16 protein-coding genes are annotated in these 18,311 nt (G+C 43.1%); 10 read left to right on the top strand and 6 right to left on the bottom strand.

What is annotated here, in order from left to right; translation table 11 throughout:
• The first annotated feature begins 40 nt into the window (after window positions 1-40).
• Complete coding sequence (locus tag BKM01_RS03005; protein WP_072360034.1) at window positions 41-949, top strand: DUF7847 domain-containing protein; 909 nt, start codon at window positions 41-43, stop codon at window positions 947-949.
• Here BKM01_RS03005 and BKM01_RS03000 read toward each other — a convergent pair whose 3' ends face one another.
• Window positions 950-1,867, bottom strand: coding sequence for a TIGR00269 family protein (locus BKM01_RS03000; protein ID WP_072360036.1), 918 nt, complete (start codon window positions 1,865-1,867; stop codon window positions 950-952).
• 130 nt (window positions 1,868-1,997) lie between these two features.
• Here BKM01_RS03000 and BKM01_RS02995 point away from each other — a divergent pair, with 130 nt between their 5' ends.
• Window positions 1,998-3,314, top strand: a complete 1,317-nt coding sequence (locus BKM01_RS02995; RefSeq protein WP_072360038.1) for a tripartite tricarboxylate transporter permease — start codon at window positions 1,998-2,000, stop codon at window positions 3,312-3,314.
• On the opposite strand, the gene BKM01_RS02990 is transcribed toward BKM01_RS02995, so the two are convergent.
• Window positions 3,302-4,078 carry an ATP-binding protein gene (locus BKM01_RS02990; RefSeq protein ID WP_072360040.1) on the bottom strand — a complete coding sequence of 259 codons (777 nt, stop codon included), beginning with the start codon at window positions 4,076-4,078 and terminating at the stop codon, window positions 3,302-3,304. The genes BKM01_RS02995 and BKM01_RS02990 overlap by 13 nt on opposite strands.
• 92 nt (window positions 4,079-4,170) lie before the next feature.
• On the opposite strand from BKM01_RS02990, the gene BKM01_RS02985 reads away from it, so the two are divergent.
• A complete protein-coding gene (locus tag BKM01_RS02985; protein WP_084006295.1) occupies window positions 4,171-5,052 on the top strand; it encodes a cation diffusion facilitator family transporter in 882 nt (293 codons plus the stop codon).
• Window positions 5,053-5,090: 38 nt separating this feature from the next.
• Entirely contained in the window at window positions 5,091-6,191 is a 1,101-nt protein-coding gene (gene aroC, locus BKM01_RS02980) for a chorismate synthase (protein WP_072360042.1), read from the top strand.
• Window positions 6,192-6,212: 21 nt separating this feature from the next.
• On the opposite strand, the gene BKM01_RS02975 is transcribed toward aroC, so the two are convergent.
• The 4 genes from BKM01_RS02975 to budA form a co-directional block, all read right to left on the bottom strand.
• Entirely contained in the window at window positions 6,213-7,370 is a 1,158-nt protein-coding gene (locus BKM01_RS02975; RefSeq protein ID WP_072360044.1) for an LL-diaminopimelate aminotransferase, read from the bottom strand.
• Window positions 7,371-7,505: 135 nt separating this feature from the next.
• The gene (locus tag BKM01_RS02970; protein ID WP_072360046.1) at window positions 7,506-8,522 is read right to left on the bottom strand and encodes an RNA-guided endonuclease InsQ/TnpB family protein; all 1,017 of its coding nucleotides are present in this window, start codon (window positions 8,520-8,522) and stop codon (window positions 7,506-7,508) included.
• The gene (tnpA, locus tag BKM01_RS02965; protein ID WP_072360048.1) at window positions 8,519-8,920 is read right to left on the bottom strand and encodes an IS200/IS605 family transposase; all 402 of its coding nucleotides are present in this window, start codon (window positions 8,918-8,920) and stop codon (window positions 8,519-8,521) included. The genes BKM01_RS02970 and tnpA overlap by 4 nt, the downstream gene beginning before the upstream one ends.
• 150 nt (window positions 8,921-9,070) lie before the next feature.
• Window positions 9,071-9,868, bottom strand: a complete 798-nt coding sequence (budA, locus tag BKM01_RS02960; protein WP_072360050.1) for an acetolactate decarboxylase — start codon at window positions 9,866-9,868, stop codon at window positions 9,071-9,073.
• A 229-nt stretch (window positions 9,869-10,097) separates the two neighbouring features.
• On the opposite strand from budA, the gene BKM01_RS02955 reads away from it, so the two are divergent.
• The 6 genes from BKM01_RS02955 (at window position 10,098) to gatD (ending at window position 18,311) form a co-directional block, all read left to right on the top strand.
• The gene (locus tag BKM01_RS02955) at window positions 10,098-10,991 is read left to right on the top strand and encodes a metal ABC transporter solute-binding protein, Zn/Mn family (RefSeq protein ID WP_084006296.1); all 894 of its coding nucleotides are present in this window, start codon (window positions 10,098-10,100) and stop codon (window positions 10,989-10,991) included.
• Window positions 10,975-11,742: a metal ABC transporter ATP-binding protein gene (locus BKM01_RS02950; RefSeq protein WP_084006297.1), complete on the top strand. Its 768-nt coding sequence runs from the start codon at window positions 10,975-10,977 to the stop codon at window positions 11,740-11,742. The genes BKM01_RS02955 and BKM01_RS02950 overlap by 17 nt, the downstream gene beginning before the upstream one ends.
• Before the next feature lie 11 nt (window positions 11,743-11,753).
• On the top strand, window positions 11,754-12,566 hold the full coding sequence (locus BKM01_RS02945; RefSeq protein WP_072360052.1) for a metal ABC transporter permease: 813 nt from the start codon (window positions 11,754-11,756) through the stop codon (window positions 12,564-12,566).
• Window positions 12,567-12,621: 55 nt separating this feature from the next.
• Entirely contained in the window at window positions 12,622-15,432 is a 2,811-nt protein-coding gene (locus BKM01_RS02940) for a PAS domain S-box protein (protein WP_072360054.1), read from the top strand.
• Between the two features lie 128 nt (window positions 15,433-15,560).
• Window positions 15,561-17,039 carry an argininosuccinate lyase gene (argH, locus tag BKM01_RS02935; RefSeq protein ID WP_072360056.1) on the top strand — a complete coding sequence of 493 codons (1,479 nt, stop codon included), beginning with the start codon at window positions 15,561-15,563 and terminating at the stop codon, window positions 17,037-17,039.
• A 27-nt stretch (window positions 17,040-17,066) separates the two neighbouring features.
• Complete coding sequence (gene gatD / locus BKM01_RS02930; protein WP_072360058.1) at window positions 17,067-18,311, top strand: Glu-tRNA(Gln) amidotransferase subunit GatD; 1,245 nt, start codon at window positions 17,067-17,069, stop codon at window positions 18,309-18,311.

The raw sequence follows: 18,311 nt of genomic DNA, 5'->3' as shown, positions 1-18,311 counted from the left end.
ATATAACTATCACGATATGGAAATCGGGAGATAATATTTAATGGAAAATATAAATACGGTTCTGAGAAAAGGTTTTCAGACCTGGACACATAATCTCAATATTTGCATCCCCTTCTTTTTGAACATATTTGCAGGCATATTTGCAATGTTTGTTCTTTTCATGGTTGCGGTCATCATATTTGTTATGCCTGCAATGCAGGATATTACAACAGACCCCACAAATATCAATCCTGAAATGGCATTTGGAGTCCTCACAGCTGCCTTTTATGAAAATATGGGATTGTTCATACTCCTGTTTATCACAGCATTTGTAGTATCCACCCTGATAAGTTCCTATTTTTACGGCGGAGCCATAGGAATGGCAAAAAAAGCACTTGAAGACGGCTCCACCAGTATCAATGAGATGTTTACATCAGGAAAAAAGAACCTTATCAACCTCTTCCTTACCAGGTTCATAGTAATGCTGATTATGCTCGCAGGAATAATCTTCGTGGTACCTGGAATACTGGCAATTGGAGACCTGAGCATATTGATGCAAAACCCTGAAGAAGCACTCTCTGGAACATTAATCCTTGTTTTTGGGATATTTGCCTGGATATTCTATGCAATCGTAGTCAAACTGATCTTTACTTTTGCAGAATATGCACTGGTTGTTGGTGGACTGGAACCCCTGGAAGCCCTGGAAGAAGGTTTTTCATTTTTCATGAACAATAAACTTGATACAGTTATACTCTGGCTGGTTCTGATTGGCCTGTCAATACTCACCGGAGTAGCCGGGGAAGTCCTGAGTTCCATAGAAATACTCAGTACATTCTGGTCATTTGCCGATTTTGTCCTGTCCTTTGCAGTAATTCAGCCCCTGACAGTACTGTGGTGGACAAGGATGTATTTAAGCGGTAAAAGCACACAATTTTATGATATTGATGACTATCTGAAATTTCAGCGTTGATCAGGTCTTGCCAAGAAGCCGGCAGGCCTGACAGACATCAGCAGTACAGGCCTGCCCGCAAATTGTGCACTTTTTAATTTCCGCCTGAGGAAATTCTTTCGCAAGTATCCCCACCATTTTATCAAAACCCTTCTGGAGTGAATATTTCGTACCAGGATGTTTTTGCTCAAAGTCATCAAGCATCAGTCTTACTTCGTTACGCAAAGCCTCATGTTTGTAAGGACACAGGCTTATATCTACAGGGATATCATTGACCTTTGCATACAATTCCACTTCATTTTCGGGGATCTTGCGTAAGGGTTTGGCACGCAGGACCAACCCTTCGAGTTCTCTTGGTGGAGAAAGACGTATCATCCGCTCCACATCACCCCCCAGATGATTCATCATTATCGTCTGGGCTTCATCATCAAGGTTATGACCTGTCACAAGTCGTTTAGCCCCGATCTCAAGAGCTATCCTGTTTACCAGGGATTTGCGCAGCACACCACAATAACTGCATGCACCATGTACCCTTTCCTTTGCTGCCAGTTCATCAAGGGATGTATCGTATTCATCAGCAAAACTATGGATAAGATGCTTTACACCAATATCAGACGTCAGTTTTTTGGCATAGCCTATTGAGCGTTCCCTGTAAACAGAAATACCTTCATCTACTGTAATTGCAACCAGTTCCAAATCCCTGCGTTTGCCAAAAATCTTGTTCAAAATATACAGGGCCACACAGCTATCCTTACCACCACTCAAGGCAACTGCAATTTTTTCGTTTTTGCCTATATTGTAATTCTTGCGAATCGTAAGCTTGACCTTGCGCTCTACATCTTCTGTAAAATGTTTTTTGCACAGGTGCATACCGGAATATGGCTGGTAAATGATAGCTTCATGATTGCATTTCATACACCTGGTTTTTTCTTCGGTCATGTGACCACAGTCAATTTGATCTCGTATAAATACTTACGTTACACATTGAATACAAATAAAAATAATAAACTAATAAAATATTAACATAAACAAAAATATAAATATTGTTATGCCTGAATAACAGGCAATCATGACAGTTGAAATATCCCTGATACTGTTGTCAATCCTGGCAGGATTTCTGCTGGGTATTGTTTCCGGCCTTATCCCGGGCATACATACAAACAATTTCGCCCTGATACTGGTAGGATTGAGTCCCATTCTTTTGAATCAGGGAATCGAACCTCTTTATGTAGCAATAATTGTATTATCCAACTCCATATCTCACACTTTTCATGATATTATACCTGCCATTTTTCTGGGCGCACCTAACGATGACATGGCCCTTGCAGTCCTGCCCGGCCACAGGTTGCTACTGGATGGATATGGGGCCGAAGCAGTCAGGCTTTCTGCCCTGGGAAGTGCAGGTTCTGTTGCCTTTGCCCTTATAATGGCATATCCCCTGGTATTTTTCTTCACAAATGCCTATGATACTATACAGGAAAATATGGCCTGGATACTCATAGCCATATCAGCCATACTTATCCTGACCGAGAAAGGAGAATATGTCACAGGACAGGGATCACTTGCCTCATTTAGATACAAAGGTTATGCTCTTTGTCTCTTTATACTAAGCGGATTGCTGGGATATTTTGCATTTGAGATGGAATACCTGGCAACACCAATCTTAAAATTTGGTGAAACGTCCATTCTGTTACCTATCTTGAGCGGATTATTCGGTGCCTCCCAACTAGCGATCAGCCTGATGTCAGATTCGCACATCCCTTCTGAAAATATATCCCGCATGCAACTTTCAGTAAAGAGAATATTACGTGGCATAATATCCGGCAGTTTTGCTGGCTCAATTGTTGCGTGGCTGCCCGGGATCTCGGCTTCAATTGCCACAGTGGTTGCAAGATTTACTATTCCAAAAGAAATCGACAGGGATGATATTGAAGATGAACTGGAAGATTCAAAGGAGTTTATAGTATCCATATCCGGAGTTAATACAGCAAACTCTATTTTTGGCCTTTTTGCCCTGGCGATGATCGGTAAAACAAGAAGCGGTGCTATGGTAGCAGTCAACCGTTTGCTTGATACTGCAACCATTGATAGCCGCTCAATAATTCTTTTCCTGACAGCAATAGTTGCAGCAGCCCTGCTATCCTACCTATCTACCATAGCTATTGGAAACAATGTACATCATGTCCTGAAGAAAATAGAATACAGGAAACTATGTTTTGCTGTCATAGCCGGACTTACTATAATGGTAGCCCTTTTCACCGGGATTTTCGGAATATTGCTCTTTTTGACAGCCACTACAATAGGCATGCTTCCCCCTTTCATGAAGGTCAGGAGAAGTCACCTTATGGGAGTGATTTTGCTGCCTGTGATCCTTTACTTCATTTGAGCATCATCAAAGGATGTAATCATATCCACCATATTGTCCCTGACATTTTTGATAGATTCCAATGCATCCCCACCCAAATCAATGGGCGACAGACCCTGTAGATCAGCTTCTATAAAGTCCGATGAGAAAGGAATCTCGCCAATTACCGGGATTCCGATATCCTCCAGCACAGTTGACATGTCAGCTTCATTGCTCTTATTAATGACTGCAGCAATATGCCTGATACCAATCTCGTCAGAAAGTTTCTTTATACGTGATGCGGTTTCAATGGAACGTCTGCCCGGCTCCACAACAATCAGCATTAAATCAATGCCTTTTGTGGTTCCCCTGCCCAGATGTTCTATGCCAGCTTCCATATCCATTATGACAGCACTGCTGTCCTTGAGCACCACATGTCGCAGCAGGGCGCGCAAAAATGCTGATGCAGGACACATACAGCCACTTCCGCCCTTTTCCACCGTACCCATGACAAGCATTTTTACATTGTCCGGACCCACGGCCCCGTATTTTTCAACTACATCATCCACTTTAGGATTGTATTTGAACATGCCTCCTGTCTGCCCCGCACGCTCCTCGATCATTTCCCTGTATTCGGTCAATGGTTTGGGAGGAGCGGTTATACCCAGAGAGGAAGCCAAATTCATGTCCGGATCCGCATCTATTGCCAGAACATCATAGCCGTCCCTGGCAAGCAAACGTGCAATTGTACCTGAAATGGTGGTTTTTCCCACACCGCCTTTGCCTGTAATCGCAACTTTGAACATCTTATAGTCACCCTGTTAACGAAATAACGGAAAGTCAATATACTTCTTCATTAAAGTAGTATCTAAATATAACAAACAGGATTTAAATTATTATGATGGATTCCCCTACAGATAAATACCGGTTAATAAGATCGATACTTGTTAAGATACTTGTACTTAACCTGATAGTATCCTTTGCTAAAATCGGGTATGGTGGTTTTACTAACACCTTAAGTATGGAATCCGACGGTTATCATTCCCTTTTTGACGGTATCTCCAACATAATAGGTATACTCGGAATCCAGATTGCATCAAAGCCGCCTGATCGCAGTCATCCCTACGGACACCAAAAATATGAATCCCTGGCTTCGGTTTTTATTGCAGTATTGCTGTTCATAGTGGCGGTGCAAATAATCTCCAAGTCAGTTGATCGTTTTATCTCACCATCCACACCGGAAATCACTTTTTTAAGTTTTGTTGTAATGATACTTACCATTGCAGTCAACCTCTTTGTAACAATATACGAAAAAAGGGAAGGTGAGAAACTGAAAAGTGACATCCTGATTGCAGATTCCATGCATACTAGAAGTGATATCTACGTATCCCTATCAGTCATCGCAGGCCTGCTTGCAGTCAAAGGTGGATTCCCCCTTATCGACCCGGTAATAGCTGTCATCATTTCCCTTTTTATAATCCGCGCGGCGATCAATATAATCAAAAGCAGCAGCAAAACCCTATGCGATGAATCAAGAATTGATGAAGATATAATATGTGACATAGCTTTTGAAGTAGATGGGGTAATGGAATGCCACCGGATACGCACAAGAGGGACAAAAGGAGAATATTATATCGACCTGCATATCGAGGTGGATCCAAAAATGCCGGTTGACCAGGCACACGGCATATCCCACCAGGTGAGTGATAAAATCAAGCAGTATATCAAGGGTGTAAAGGATGTGGTTGTACATATGGAGCCATATGAAAAGCAGGATTGAAGCAAATTGATAAATAACGGAGTGTGTAACATAATAGCATGGCAGGAAACACGTTTGGCCATTCGTTCAGGATAACCACCTGGGGAGAATCCCACGGAAAAGCCCTGGGAGCAGTTGTAGACGGAACTCCTGCAGGGTTGGCCCTCGATGAAGCAGATATACAAAAAGAACTGGATCGCCGCCGACCGGGCCAGAGTGCTGCTGCAACACCCCGCAAAGAAAAGGATCGGGTAGAAATTCTATCGGGAGTGTTTGAAGGTATTACAACAGGCACCCCGATATCACTGATTGTTTACAATAAGGATGCAAATTCCAGTTCCTATGACAAATTACGCAATAAACCCAGACCCGGTCATGCGGATTTTGCCTATATGGAAAAATACGGCCACAGGGACCACAGGGGAGGAGGACGATCATCAGGCCGTGAGACCATTGGCAGGGTAGCAGCCGGCGCAATTGCAAAAAAATTACTTGGAGTATACGGTATCGAAGTAGTTGCACATGTAATCGAACTCGGAGGAATCCGGGCAGAAAATATCGATCCGGATATCAAAAATGCAATCGAAAAAAATCCTGTGCGCTGCGCAGACCCCGCAGCTGCAACAAAAATGCTTGAGATGATAGAGAATATGCGCAACTGCGGGGAGAGCACCGGAGGAATTGTGGAAATCCTCACCACAGGTGTACCTGCAGGACTGGGTGAGCCAGTATTCAATAAGATCGATGCAGATATTGCGGCTGCAATGATGGGTATCGGTGCAGTCAAGGGAATTGAATTTGGTGCAGGATTCAAGGCAGCCCGAATGAGAGGCAGTGAGATGAACGATGCCTTTGAAGTTGACAACGAAACAATAAAACCTTTTACCAACAACGCAGGCGGTGTGCTCGGAGGACTTACCACAGGCATGCCACTGATTTGCCGCTGTGCTGTAAAACCCACACCATCGATCTCATCGACCCAGCATACGGCAGATATGTTGACAAAAAAAGAAGAAATTATAGAAATTAAGGGGCGACATGATCCGACTATCCCGCCGAGAATGGTACCTGTCGCCGAAGCCATGATGGCAATTGTACTGGCCGATCATATGATACAAAGCGGGCGCATAGATCCGGATAGTATACTGCCTGAAAAATGAAAAGAAAAAGAAAGGAAAGGATTAGAAATCCAGTTTTTCCATTCTTCCTACGGCTTCTTCTATACGTTCAACTGTCTGGGTGAGAGCGAACCTGATATAGCCTTCACCATAGTCGCCAAATCCTACACCAGGGGTCGCGACAATTCCCGCTTCTTCAAGCAGGAGAGAAGAAAAGTCAATTGAACTGTATTTCTCAGGAACGCGGGCCCATACGTAGAAGGTGGCCTTTGGTGGATTCACATCAAGACCCATCGCGTCAAGACCTTTCAGAAGGGCGTCACGCCTTTGCTTGTATACACTATTCATATCTGTGACACACTGCTGGGAACTGTCCAGTGCAGTAATTCCTGCCTTCTGGACTGCCTCGAATGCACCGGAGTCTATATTGGACTTGACCTTTCCAAAACCGGTGATAATATCCTTGTTACCCACGGCAAAGGCAATCCTCCAGCCTGTCATATTGTAAGTCTTGGAAAGGGAATAGAATTCAACACCTACATCCATTGCACCGTCAACACTCAGGAAACTGGGAGCCTCATAACCATCATAAACCATATCTGAATAAGCATTATCATGGACTATCACAACATCATTTTCCCGTGCAAAATCCACAACCTCTTCAAAGAACTTGAGGCTTGCTGTGGCTGAAGTCGGATTGTTGGGGTAATTCATGAACATGAGTTTGGTTTTCTCAAGTACATCCTTTGGAATCGAATCCAGATCCGGAAGGAAATCATTTTCCTCAAGCAGAGGCATAATATGAGGTACACCACCTGCAAATTGAGTGCCTATCTTGTACACCGGGTATGCGGGATCAGGCACAAGGGCTACATCTCCGGGATTGAGGAAAGCAAGAGGGATGTGTGCTACACCTTCCTTGGAGCCAATCATTGTGAGGGCTTCTGTGGCCGGATCGATGTCAATTCCCTTTGTCTCCTTACACCAGCGGGCTGCTGCCTCCCTGAAAGCCGGCATGCCAGAATAGGATGGATACCTGTGGGTTGAGGGATCGCGGACAGCCTCGCACATGGAATCGACGATATGCTGATGAGTAGGTTGATCAGGGTCACCCACACCAAGGTCTATTACATCCACGCCTTTTTCTTTGACCTTGGCTTTGGCTTCATCTATCGTTGCAAACAAATATGGTGGTAGTGCATTTATTCTGTCTGAGTACATTGCTTCACCTGAATTACAATCAAAAATTTCTATATATCAGTATCAGTAGTCATATTGTAATGAAGCTATTTAAGAATCATGGGTGCTGACATACTCCCACGCCTAAAGTCCGTGGGGTTCTGTGGTTGACTGCTTTCAAGCCATTGCCACTTCAGGGGTATCAGTACTCCCTTCCAGTACATCCCTTTCTGCACTGGATTGACTCATACATGGAGATAACGCAATATTGAAAGCTGCATTAACATCCGCATGGTCAACGTGTCCACATGCAGGACACTCAAACTGTTTGCCATTCCTGTCTCCAATATGTCCACACCTGCTGCATTTCTGAGAAGTATATGCCGGATCTATATAGGAAATCGGTACCCCAAGCAGCTTGGCCTTGTATTCTATCATTGTTTGCAATTGATAGAATGACCAACTGTTCAGGGAGTACTTGAATGATTTTGCATGTTTACGGTTTTTCCTTATGCCTTTAAGGTCCTCAAGTTTAATTCCGCTATTATCTGATTTTGCAGTATCAACAATCTTCCTGCTCATCTTGTGATTTAAATCACGAACTATTCTGCTTTCCCGATTTTTAAGTTGTTTGACCTTCCTGTATTTACCCTGTTTCTGCAATCGCTTTCTGATATGTTTGTATTTGTTATGGGTGTGCTGTGCATGTTTTCCAAGTTTCATTACTTTCCCACTATCAGGTTCACCAGCAACAACGACATGTCCTGTAGTATTCCTGTCCACACCTATCCAGTGTTCAGGTTCATATTCAGTATTTTCAGGAATTGTTACAGAAACAAAAGCATACTCATTATTGATTTCTATCTGATTGATTTTCTTAAAATTTGCAGTAAACTGGTATTTGAGATTCAACTTCAACGAAGAAATATAGATTATATTATCTTCCTTGATTTGTATACCCTGATTTGGAATAATCAGATTGACACGATTGACTTTCTTTATCTTCTTATTCCGTCCATATTTCCTTATAATCTGATTGGAGATGACAGATTTCAGTCCAAGATGCTTTACATCTCTGGAAGTTAACTTTGAAGAAGACGGTTTGTGAGCTACTACATATTCGGCTATTCTCCTTGCTTTCAGGAGTTCATCGGAAAAATCCCGATTATGCTTGATTTTGTAAGTCAATATCATACATTCTTCTGCTGTTCGATGTATTTTTTGACGGATTTTTGTGAGATATGTCCAACCGATTCACAATAATAGTTTCTTGTCCAGAGTGTCGGCAACCTCGATTTGAGTTCGGGAAACTCTTGTCTGAGAATCTTTGAACTATACCCTTTTAATTGCTGAACTATCCAGTGTGGACTTGCTGTAGGCGTGGATTTCAAAAACAAATGCACATGATCTGGAAGAATCTCCATTTTTTCTATTGTTATCTCGATTTCATCGGCTTTTTCTAACAACAGTTCACTTAATCTGTTTTGAATATTTTCTCCCAAAACACTTCTGCGATATTTGGGACACCAGATCAAGTGGTACCCTATATTGTACACAGTTGTCCTACTACAGGTCCATCTCTTTGTTGCCACATTACAGTATTTGCTCGACAAATATATAATGCTTGTCCCATATTTAGATCCAGTGCATAACAGGAAGCGGGGTACGATTCATCCCATGAGTGAACTCATGGGCTTTCTCTGCCCCTGCACCCTGTCACTCGTAAAAAAGAAAAAGGTTACTTATTGCTCAATGGCTTTAAGGGCATCTTTATCCCCGGGCAATGCATCAGAGAACGATGATGATTCGGGAATTGACAGGGTGAAATCATATGTATAATCCAGTTCAACAGTGCCAGAGGTCAGATTACATGCAAGCACATGGCCTCCGATTGTTCGGTTTGCATCTATGAAGTGGAAATGATAACCTGGCACATTGATATTCTCAATATAATAAGGAAGCAAGAACCCCACCATAGTACCATTTATGCTTTCATGATGATACACAGCTTCCTCTTCTGCTACCACATCAAGTAGAGGTCGATAGGGCTTACTCTGGGCAGGGACACTTCGTATACTTATGTTTGCAAATGTTCCCTCTATTTTCAATGCATACATGAGATTGGGGCCGGGAACCATTTCTTTAATGGTGGATTGTAAAAATGAATAATCTGTACCTGACCCAATTGTAATCGTATCATCTGCTTCAAAAAAGGTCACTGCAGCAAAGGGAGTGGTAGTCGTATCGTTTACCTGATAAATATGTCCATCTGCCTTTGCCTGATAAACTTCACCGCCCATAACGATCATTTCACCATCCAGCCGGTCAAAGGTACCCAGACCCAGGTCACCCTGTTCTTTAAGCTCGCAAACCGGCATAACCCCATCATAGGAACCGGCAATTAAAGAATCAATTGTAGATATCTGGAAAAGAACATCATCATTGGAGACGGAGGTTTCATCCGTTGTTGTGGTGCAACCTGAAAAAGCGAGAAATAGCAGAATGCTCACCAGGGCAATACGCCAGATATTATTAGTCATGGTGAAGTGTATAATGATAAATGTATAAATATTTTTTTTGTGTTAGAATTGTATTGTAGCCATATTCCCAACAGTGGAACAATAAATGTGGCGGTGCGGCCATAACAATTTAGAAATAGATTTTTTGAGTAGTACCAAAATGCCAAAGAATTTAAAGTTTGAAACACATTATAGTGGATACAAAATCAAAAATGCTTATATATAAACCATGCCATAAGGAAGATATATTATGGAACCGATTTATAGAAACGTTCGTTTTTGGACCCATGCCAAAAATATGTTTTTGCTTATATTAATACTGGCCATAGTTGCTACTTCAGGTTGTATGGAGGAAAACAGTTCAGACCAGCAGGAAAAAACAACCGTTGTTGTAAGCATACTTCCTCAGGCTGAATTTGTGGAAAAGATTGGGGGAGAGCATGTTGAAACAATTGTGATGATCCCCCCGGGTGCAAGTCCTGCAACTTATGAACCAACTTCAAGTCAGCTAAAAGAACTCAGCAAAGCGGAAATATACGTAAAAGTTGGTTCCGGATTACCTTTTGAAAAGGTATGGCTGGAAAAAATAAAGGACATAAATGAAGATATGTTACTTGTTAATTCTTCCAAGGAAATTGATCTGAGGCCAATGGGAGAAGGAATGGACCCTCATGTATGGAATGATCCCAATAATGCAATTATAATGGTCGATAACATATACAAAGCCCTGGTTGAAATTGACCCATCCAACGAAGAAACATATACACAAAACCGGGATTCCTACACCAAGGAACTTAAATCGCTTGACATGGAGATCCAGGAAACACTTGAAAATAAGTCAGGGAATAGTTTCATGGTCTATCATCCTGCATGGGGATACTTTGCAGAAAGGTACGACCTTAATATGGTACCCATCGAAACCGAAGGTAAGGAAGCAAGTGCAAGACAGCTCAGTGAGATCATAACTTTTGCAAAGCAGGAAAACATAACTGTTATCTTTGTGCAGTCCCAATTCAGTACACAGAGTGCAGAAGCCGTTGCAGAAGAAATGGACGGCAAAGTTGTGAAAGTGGACCCCCTTGCACGCAATTATACAGACAATATGTATAAAGTAACAGAGGCTTTCCGTGAAGGACTTAAATAACCATCCGCATGCAGTGGAAATAAAAAATGTGTGGTCGTACTACCACGATGTGCCTGCCCTCAAAGAGATAAACCTTGACGTGCAGGAAGGTACTTTTCTGGGGATCATTGGACCTAACGGCGGGGGAAAAAGTACTTTATTAAAAGTAATTCTCGGCCTGATAGAACCAGACAGTGGCGATGTACGTATATTCGGTAAAAAACCGAAGGAAGGGAGGAATATTGTAGGTTATGTTCCCCAGCACAGTGCATCAAGGTTGGATTTTCCGATCAATGTATGGGATGTTGTTATGATGGGACGCATTGGAAAGAAATCCCTTTTCAGGAAATACAATCCCAATGACAGGAAAGTGGTGAAGGAATCCCTGGAAAAGGTCAAAATGTATGAATACAGGGATCGCCATATTGCCGAACTTTCCGGCGGGCAGAGGCAAAGGGTTTTCATAGCCCGGGCACTTGCCACAGAACCAAAACTGTTACTTCTTGATGAACCTGTGGCCGGAATAGATACAACTATGCAAAAAGAGTTCTATGAAATACTTGAAGAACTCAAATCCCGTGTAACAATCATTATGGTCACCCATGATATAAGTGCGGTCTCAGTATATGTTGATAAAGTGGCCTGTCTAAACCAGAAACTCTACTACCATGGTACTAAAGAATTGAAACCAGAAGACCTGGAAGAAGCCTATAAGTGCCCCGTGGAAATGATAGCACATGGTGTACCCCACAGGGTATTGAAAGCCCATTGAGGAGATCGAATATGCTGGATATCTTACAATTCACATTCATGCAAAATGCTATCGTTGCAGGCCTGCTGGCCAGCATAGCGTGCGGGATTATCGGGGTATATGTGGTTGTCAGGAAAATCGTTTTCATAAGCGGAGGAATCGCACATGCCTCTTTTGGAGGAATTGGCCTGGGTTATTACCTGGGAATGAATCCCCTTTTCAGTGTCCTGCCCTTCAGTCTGCTTTCTGCACTTGTAATAGGCCTTGTCAACAGACGTACCAATATCGCCGAAGATACCGCAATCGGAATACTATGGTCTGTAGGTATGGCACTGGGAGTCCTATTCATAGGCCTTACACCGGGATATGCACCGGATCTTATGACCTACCTTTTTGGCAATATACTGACAGTTCCTATAAATGACCTCTATTTGATGATATTAATTGATACCCTGATCATTGTAAGTGTCTATCTGCTCTACAAAGAATTCATGGCCATAAGTTTTGATGAAGAATTTGCACAGGTCTCAGGACTACCGGTTGAAAAACTTAGTCTGTACATGCTTTGCCTGATAGCCCTTACTATAATAGTCATGATCAGAGTTGTAGGATTGATCCTTGTGATCGCCCTGTTAACAATACCGGCATCATTGAGCCGTGAGTTTACAGACAGACTTGACAGGATGATGATACTTGCCGTAATATTCGGCACGGTATTTACTTTTACAGGCCTGTTTTTATCCTACTACTTAGACGTACCTTCCGGAGCCACTATAATACTAACAATGGCAGCAGGTTATATGCTGCATTTCCCATTCAAGGGAAAAAATAAAAAGACAGCATGAAACTAATGATAAAATATTAATTGAATCAGCCAGATACCATTTATTGTAATTTTTTATGGGCGAGATGACAAAGGGTACTACAATGGAAAATCTTCTGGAAAGGATACTTGACACTATTTGCAAAGGCATGTGGGCCGTTGACAAAGACGAGGTTTTCATCTATTTTGACAAAGGAATGGAAGAAATCACCGGTATCAAAAGCGAAGAAGTAGTGGGGAATAAACTGGAACAATATATGTCTGCTTCCCGCCACAGCGTTGGTGATGAAGCCCATTTCAGGGAAATGTTCCTGAGAGCGAGAGATTCTCTTAAACCCATTCCCTACAAAACTATGCCAATCATTACAAAGGGTGGCAATTTAAGTTTCCAGACAGGCAGATTGATTCCTTTACTCAACAAGGAAGGAAATTATGACGGGATGATCTGTACTGTAGAAAGCGTTAGCGAGCAGAAGATAAGCCAGAAAACCTTACGTAAAAGACTCCGTTCGGACAGGAAACTCGAAGAAATCTATAAAAACAGTCCTGTAGTGGCTTTCCTGTGGACTGCAGAAAAAGACTGGCCCGTGGAATTCGTATCCGGAAACATTTCCCAGTTTGGTTATACGCCCGAAGATTTCACTTCCGGCAAACTTGTCTATGGAGACATAATATGTCCCGAGGACCTTGATATGGTACGCAGCGAGGTCAACGAACATGAAATTGAAGGCAAGATCTTTTTTTCCAAGGAATACCGCATACTCACCAAATCCGGAGATATACGCTGGGTGATCGAGCGGTCCTTTATAGGAAGAGATGAAGTTGGAGAACCTTCTTACTACCAGGGGATCATAATTGATATTACAGACCGTAAAATGGCCGAAGAGGCTATGCGGGAATCTGAAAAAAAATACAGATTGATCTTTGAGAATTCACCCCTAGGAATATTCCATTTTGATGAAAATGGGGTAATAACTCACTGCAACGAGAATATAATGCAAATACTCGAGGTGACCAGAGAACAAATAATCGGTTTCAACATACTCAAGGACTTAAAAGACAAAAAGATGTATGAAGCCGTAAAATCTGTATTCCAGAGACGCTCCGGTCATTATGAGGGAAATTATCATTCCACCACAAGTGAAAAAGTAACCCCCATAAAAGCCGATTACAGCCCCTATATATCAGAAGATGGCGAGCTGTTGGGAGGAGTCGGGATTGTTGAAGATATCAGTGACCGCATGAAGGCCGAAGAAGCCCTCCACCTGGATGAATCTCGCCTGGAAACCCTTGTAAAGCTTAACCAGATGACAGAGGCCTCCCTGGAAGAAATCATCGATTTTGCAAGAGCTGAGGGAGTTAGACTTACAGAAAGCAAGATTGGCTATCTTGCATTTGTAGATGAAGATATAGGTAGCATACAACTGAAATCCTGGTCCGACACCCCAATGAATCGTTGTAAAATTAAGGACAAAAAGATAGAATACAAGATCGAAGATGTGGGACTCTGGGGAGAAAGTATACGACAAAGACGACCATTTATAAATAACGATTACAAAAAACCACATGCCAGGAAAAGTGGATACCCAAAGGACCATGTGGAACTGATTCGCCATATGGATGTACCTATTTTTGAGCGAGGTAAGATTGTAGCCCTTGCAGGTGTGGGGAATAAGAATGAAAATTATGACAGTTCTGATGTAAGACAGCTTACCCTCCTTATGCAGGGAATGTGGAGAATCGTACAGCGCCGCAAAGCTGAAAAGGAACTTGAAAAATCAGAAGAGAAGTTCCGCACAATTTTTGCCAGCACCAATGATGCGATCTTTATGCACGACCTTAAAGGCAACATCATGGAAGTTAATAAGGCGGCCTGTGAAACCGTGGGTTACAGCAGGGATGAATTACTCCGCATGAAAACAAAAGAAATAAACACCAGTCTTTCTATGGAAGAGATACCCCAAAGGATCAAAGAGGTCAAAGAAAAGGGGCATGCCATCTTTGAGGCTACATACAGACGCAAGGATGATACTACAATTCCTGTGGAAATCAGTGCCCGTGTCATAGAATATAATGATAAACCTACAATCCTGGTTGTGGCCCGTGATATTACCGAACGTAAAAGGGCCGAAGAAGAACTCAGGAAATATGCAGAAGACCTGGCAAAGGCAAATGAGGAATTGAAGTCACTGGATAAAATGAAAGATGAATTCCTTTCCAATGTGAGCCATGAATTGAAAACACCCCTCACATCGATCATGGGTTATACAGAACTTCTAAATGACGGCAGCCTCGGTGAACTGGGAGAAGAACAGAAACATGCAGAAGAAACCGTGATGCGTAATACAAAAAGGCTGCAGAGACTCGTGGATTCACTGCTATACCTCAGTCGCACACAGGCAGGCACTGTTAAGTATGATTTTGAAACCTTGAATATATCCGAACTGACAGATCAGATTATAGAGGACCTGCAAATCCAGACAGAAGAGAAAAACCTGGAAATGATTAAGAAAATCGAACCGGACCTTCCTTCAATAAAAGGAGATCGGGACAAACTTACTGATATGTTTACCAATATAATAGATAATTCTATCAAATTCACTCCAAAGGGCGGTTCAATTACTATCTTTGCAAACAAAGAAGATGAATACATACATATAAATATCAAAGATACGGGAATCGGCATACCGAAAGATATGATAGACAATTTATTCCAGAGATTTTACCAGATAGATTCTTCCCAGAAACGTAAATATGGCGGTACAGGGCTTGGTCTCTATATCTCCAAAACCATAGTAGAGGCACACGATGGAGAAATCTGGGTGGAAAGTGAAGGTGAAGGAAAGGGAACAGAAGTGCATATTAAACTTCCTGTAGCCGAAAATTAAAGAATTAAATTTATCAGAACAGCTACTTTTATTTGATAAGACCTTAAATAGAAGGGCAGCCAGAAAGTCCCATTAAACCACTTTTCATGTGGGCAGACCCTTTAAAATTGTTCATTTGAGGAATAATCATGAGTGATATTTTAAGAAGAGGACGCCTTGATTCTCTCCCGGACGAGGAAATAATGCGTTATACTTCATCCATGGAAGACGATAAATGGATATTTGATTCTGATGTCCTGGTGGATTTTGCCCACACGGTCATGCTGAAAGAGCAGGGAATCATCCCCGCAGATGATTGTGCCAAAATCCTGGATGGATTGAAACGCATCCGCGAAGAGGGTATCGATTCCCTTGATCATAGTTACGAAGATATACACATATCCCTGGAAGCCAGACTTATTGATATGGCAGGAGAAGACGTAGGTGGAAGGATGCATTCCGGCCGCTCCCGCAATGATGAAGTGGCCACCTGTATCCGTTTGAGACTGCGCAAAGAAGTACTGGAACTGGCAGAAGAGATGTTGCAGCTTGTTAACACTATGGCAAAGATTGCATCTGAGAACCATGATACCATCATGCCGGGATATACACACCTGCAGCATGCCCAACCTACCACACTGGCCCACCATATCATGGGCCACGCGGAGAGCCTGGGAAGAGACGTGGAAAGAATACTTGGATGTCTTGACAGGATCAACCGCTGTCCCCTCGGAGCTGCGGCTTTTGCTTCCACGGGTTTTCCGATCGACAGGAACAGGACTGCAGAGTTGCTCGGGTTTGAAGAAGTAATGCAAAATTCCATGGATGCAGTCAGTGGCCGGGATTTCCTGCTGGAAACGGCTTCTGTACTTGCAAACATTATGATCGAGATGAGCAGGATATCAGAGGAACTGGTCCTGTGGTCTTCTACGGAGTTTGGTTTTATTGAATTGTCCGACCAATATGCATCCACCTCATCAATAATGCCACAGAAAAAGAATCCTGATACTGCAGAGCTTGTGAGAGGCAAAAGCGGGATCGCTGTGGGAAGCCTGATGTCATTACTCACGGTCTGCAAATCCCTGCCAATGAGTTATAACAGGGATATGCAGGACGCCAGTCCTCATATCTGGAGGTCCGTGGAAACCACACGTGCATCGGTGAGGATCATGGCAGGTATGCTGGATAGCATGAAAGTTAACAATAATACTATGGAATTACAGGCTTCAACCGGATTTACTACCGCCACCGAACTTGCTGACACGCTGGTCAGGGAATGCGGGATACCTTTCAGGACCGCACACCAGATTGTGGGGATCCTGGCAAAAGGAGATGTCGAACCGACCCTGGAAGACGTAGAAGCCGTGGGACGCACGGTCCTCGGGGAAAGCCTGACAGAAAAGGGATTGAATGAGGATATGGTAAAACAGGCTCTGGACCCAATGCTCAACATACAGAAAAGAAAAATCACTGGAGGACCTGCCCCAGAAGCCATGAAAACATCAATCGACAATTTTGGTACGAAAACAGGAATGTGGACCGAAGAGGTTGAAAGGATCAGGGACCATACCACAGATTCCATTGAAAAGCTGATGCAGGTTGTTGAAGATTACATACAGCAAAAATAAGATGATAAATTCATTGCAGGGATAATTATGGATTACAAAGAAGGAGACAGGATAAGGGTCGAGAAGGGCGGAACTGCCTATGAGGGGGTTGTAATGCCCAGTGTCACCGGCCATATTGTGCTGAAGATGGTCAGTGGATACAATGTAGGAATAGAGCCGGATGGTACAGAGATCACTTTCCTGGAGCCTAAAAAAGAAATACAAAAGCCAGAAAAGCAGGGCAAGGTAACCAAAAATAAAGGACTTAAAAATGTAGTTTTTATCTCCACAGGAGGTACCATTGCCAGTAAGATCGATTACCGTAGCGGTGCTGTGAGCTCACAGTGCTCTGCAGATGATATTGTCCGTACAATCCCTGAACTTGATGATATTGCCAATATAAGAGGACGGGTTGTTGCGAATATCCTGTCCGAGAACATGACACCACAGATCTGGACAGAGCTTGCCCGGGCCGTATATGAAGAAATTGACAACGGAGCAGACGGCATAGTGATTGCTCATGGTACCGATACGATGATGTATTCCGCAGCAGCTCTGGCATTCATGCTTGACACACCGGTGCCTGTTGTTTTTGTAGGTTCCCAGCGCAGTGCAGACAGGCCAAGCAGTGACAATGTGATGAATGCAATCTGTGCAACAAAGGTTGCTGTCAGTGATATTGCAGAAGTTTGCACGGTCATGCATGAGAGCAGTTCCGATGATCGCTGCGGCATACATTATGCTACCAGAGTCCGGAAAATGCACACCTCACGCAGGGATGCTTTCCAGTCCATCAATTCCCGCCCGATTGGTTTTGTGGATTATGCCACAGGACAGATCACCACAGAATCAGAATACACCGCACGCGGAGAGACAGAACTGGCTCTCAGGGATAAGATCGAGCCCGAATGTGCTATTGTCAAGTTCACACCCGGTGCAAGACCCGAAATCCTGGGCAATTATATCGATGCAGGATACAAGGGCATTGTAATAGAAGGAACCGGGCTGGGTCATGTGTCCACCGACTGGGTCCCTGAGATCAAGCGTGCAACACAAGCAAACATACCGATAGTGATCGCATCCCAGTGCCTGCACGGACGTGTCTGTGACCGTGTCTATGACACCGGCACGGATATGCTCAAAGCCGGAGCAATCGAAGCCGAAGACATGTTATCAGAAGTTGCCCTTGTAAAACTTATGTGTGTACTGGGCCAGACATCCGACCTGTCAGAAGTGCGAAAATTGATGCAGGAAAAAATGGCGAACGAGATTGCGGATTGCAGTCTTGGGTGA

This window comes from Methanohalophilus portucalensis (genome assembly GCF_002761295.1).
GTDB classification, from domain to species: Archaea; Halobacteriota; Methanosarcinia; order Methanosarcinales; family Methanosarcinaceae; genus Methanohalophilus; species Methanohalophilus portucalensis.
The sequence above is the reverse complement of the archived record's forward strand: the minus strand, read 5'-3'. Positions and strand labels throughout refer to the sequence as shown.

What these genes read in the sequence shown, in the direction of transcription:
- BKM01_RS02975 (WP_072360044.1), bottom strand. Translation starts at nt 7,370, where the DNA reads ATGTACTCAGACAGAATAAATGCACTACCACCATATTTGTTTGCAACG.
- BKM01_RS02995 (WP_072360038.1), top strand. Translation starts at nt 1,998, where the DNA reads ATGACAGTTGAAATATCCCTGATACTGTTGTCAATCCTGGCAGGATTT.
- BKM01_RS02955 (WP_084006296.1), top strand. Translation starts at nt 10,098, where the DNA reads ATGGAACCGATTTATAGAAACGTTCGTTTTTGGACCCATGCCAAAAAT.
- argH (WP_072360056.1), top strand. Translation starts at nt 15,561, where the DNA reads ATGAGTGATATTTTAAGAAGAGGACGCCTTGATTCTCTCCCGGACGAG.
- BKM01_RS03005 (WP_072360034.1), top strand. Translation starts at nt 41, where the DNA reads ATGGAAAATATAAATACGGTTCTGAGAAAAGGTTTTCAGACCTGGACA.
- BKM01_RS02970 (WP_072360046.1), bottom strand. Translation starts at nt 8,522, where the DNA reads ATGATATTGACTTACAAAATCAAGCATAATCGGGATTTTTCCGATGAA.
- BKM01_RS03000 (WP_072360036.1), bottom strand. Translation starts at nt 1,867, where the DNA reads ATGACCGAAGAAAAAACCAGGTGTATGAAATGCAATCATGAAGCTATC.
- BKM01_RS02985 (WP_084006295.1), top strand. Translation starts at nt 4,171, where the DNA reads ATGATGGATTCCCCTACAGATAAATACCGGTTAATAAGATCGATACTT.
- BKM01_RS02990 (WP_072360040.1), bottom strand. Translation starts at nt 4,078, where the DNA reads ATGTTCAAAGTTGCGATTACAGGCAAAGGCGGTGTGGGAAAAACCACC.
- gatD (WP_072360058.1), top strand. Translation starts at nt 17,067, where the DNA reads ATGGATTACAAAGAAGGAGACAGGATAAGGGTCGAGAAGGGCGGAACT.
- BKM01_RS02945 (WP_072360052.1), top strand. Translation starts at nt 11,754, where the DNA reads ATGCTGGATATCTTACAATTCACATTCATGCAAAATGCTATCGTTGCA.
- BKM01_RS02940 (WP_072360054.1), top strand. Translation starts at nt 12,622, where the DNA reads ATGGGCGAGATGACAAAGGGTACTACAATGGAAAATCTTCTGGAAAGG.
- aroC (WP_072360042.1), top strand. Translation starts at nt 5,091, where the DNA reads ATGGCAGGAAACACGTTTGGCCATTCGTTCAGGATAACCACCTGGGGA.
- budA (WP_072360050.1), bottom strand. Translation starts at nt 9,868, where the DNA reads ATGACTAATAATATCTGGCGTATTGCCCTGGTGAGCATTCTGCTATTT.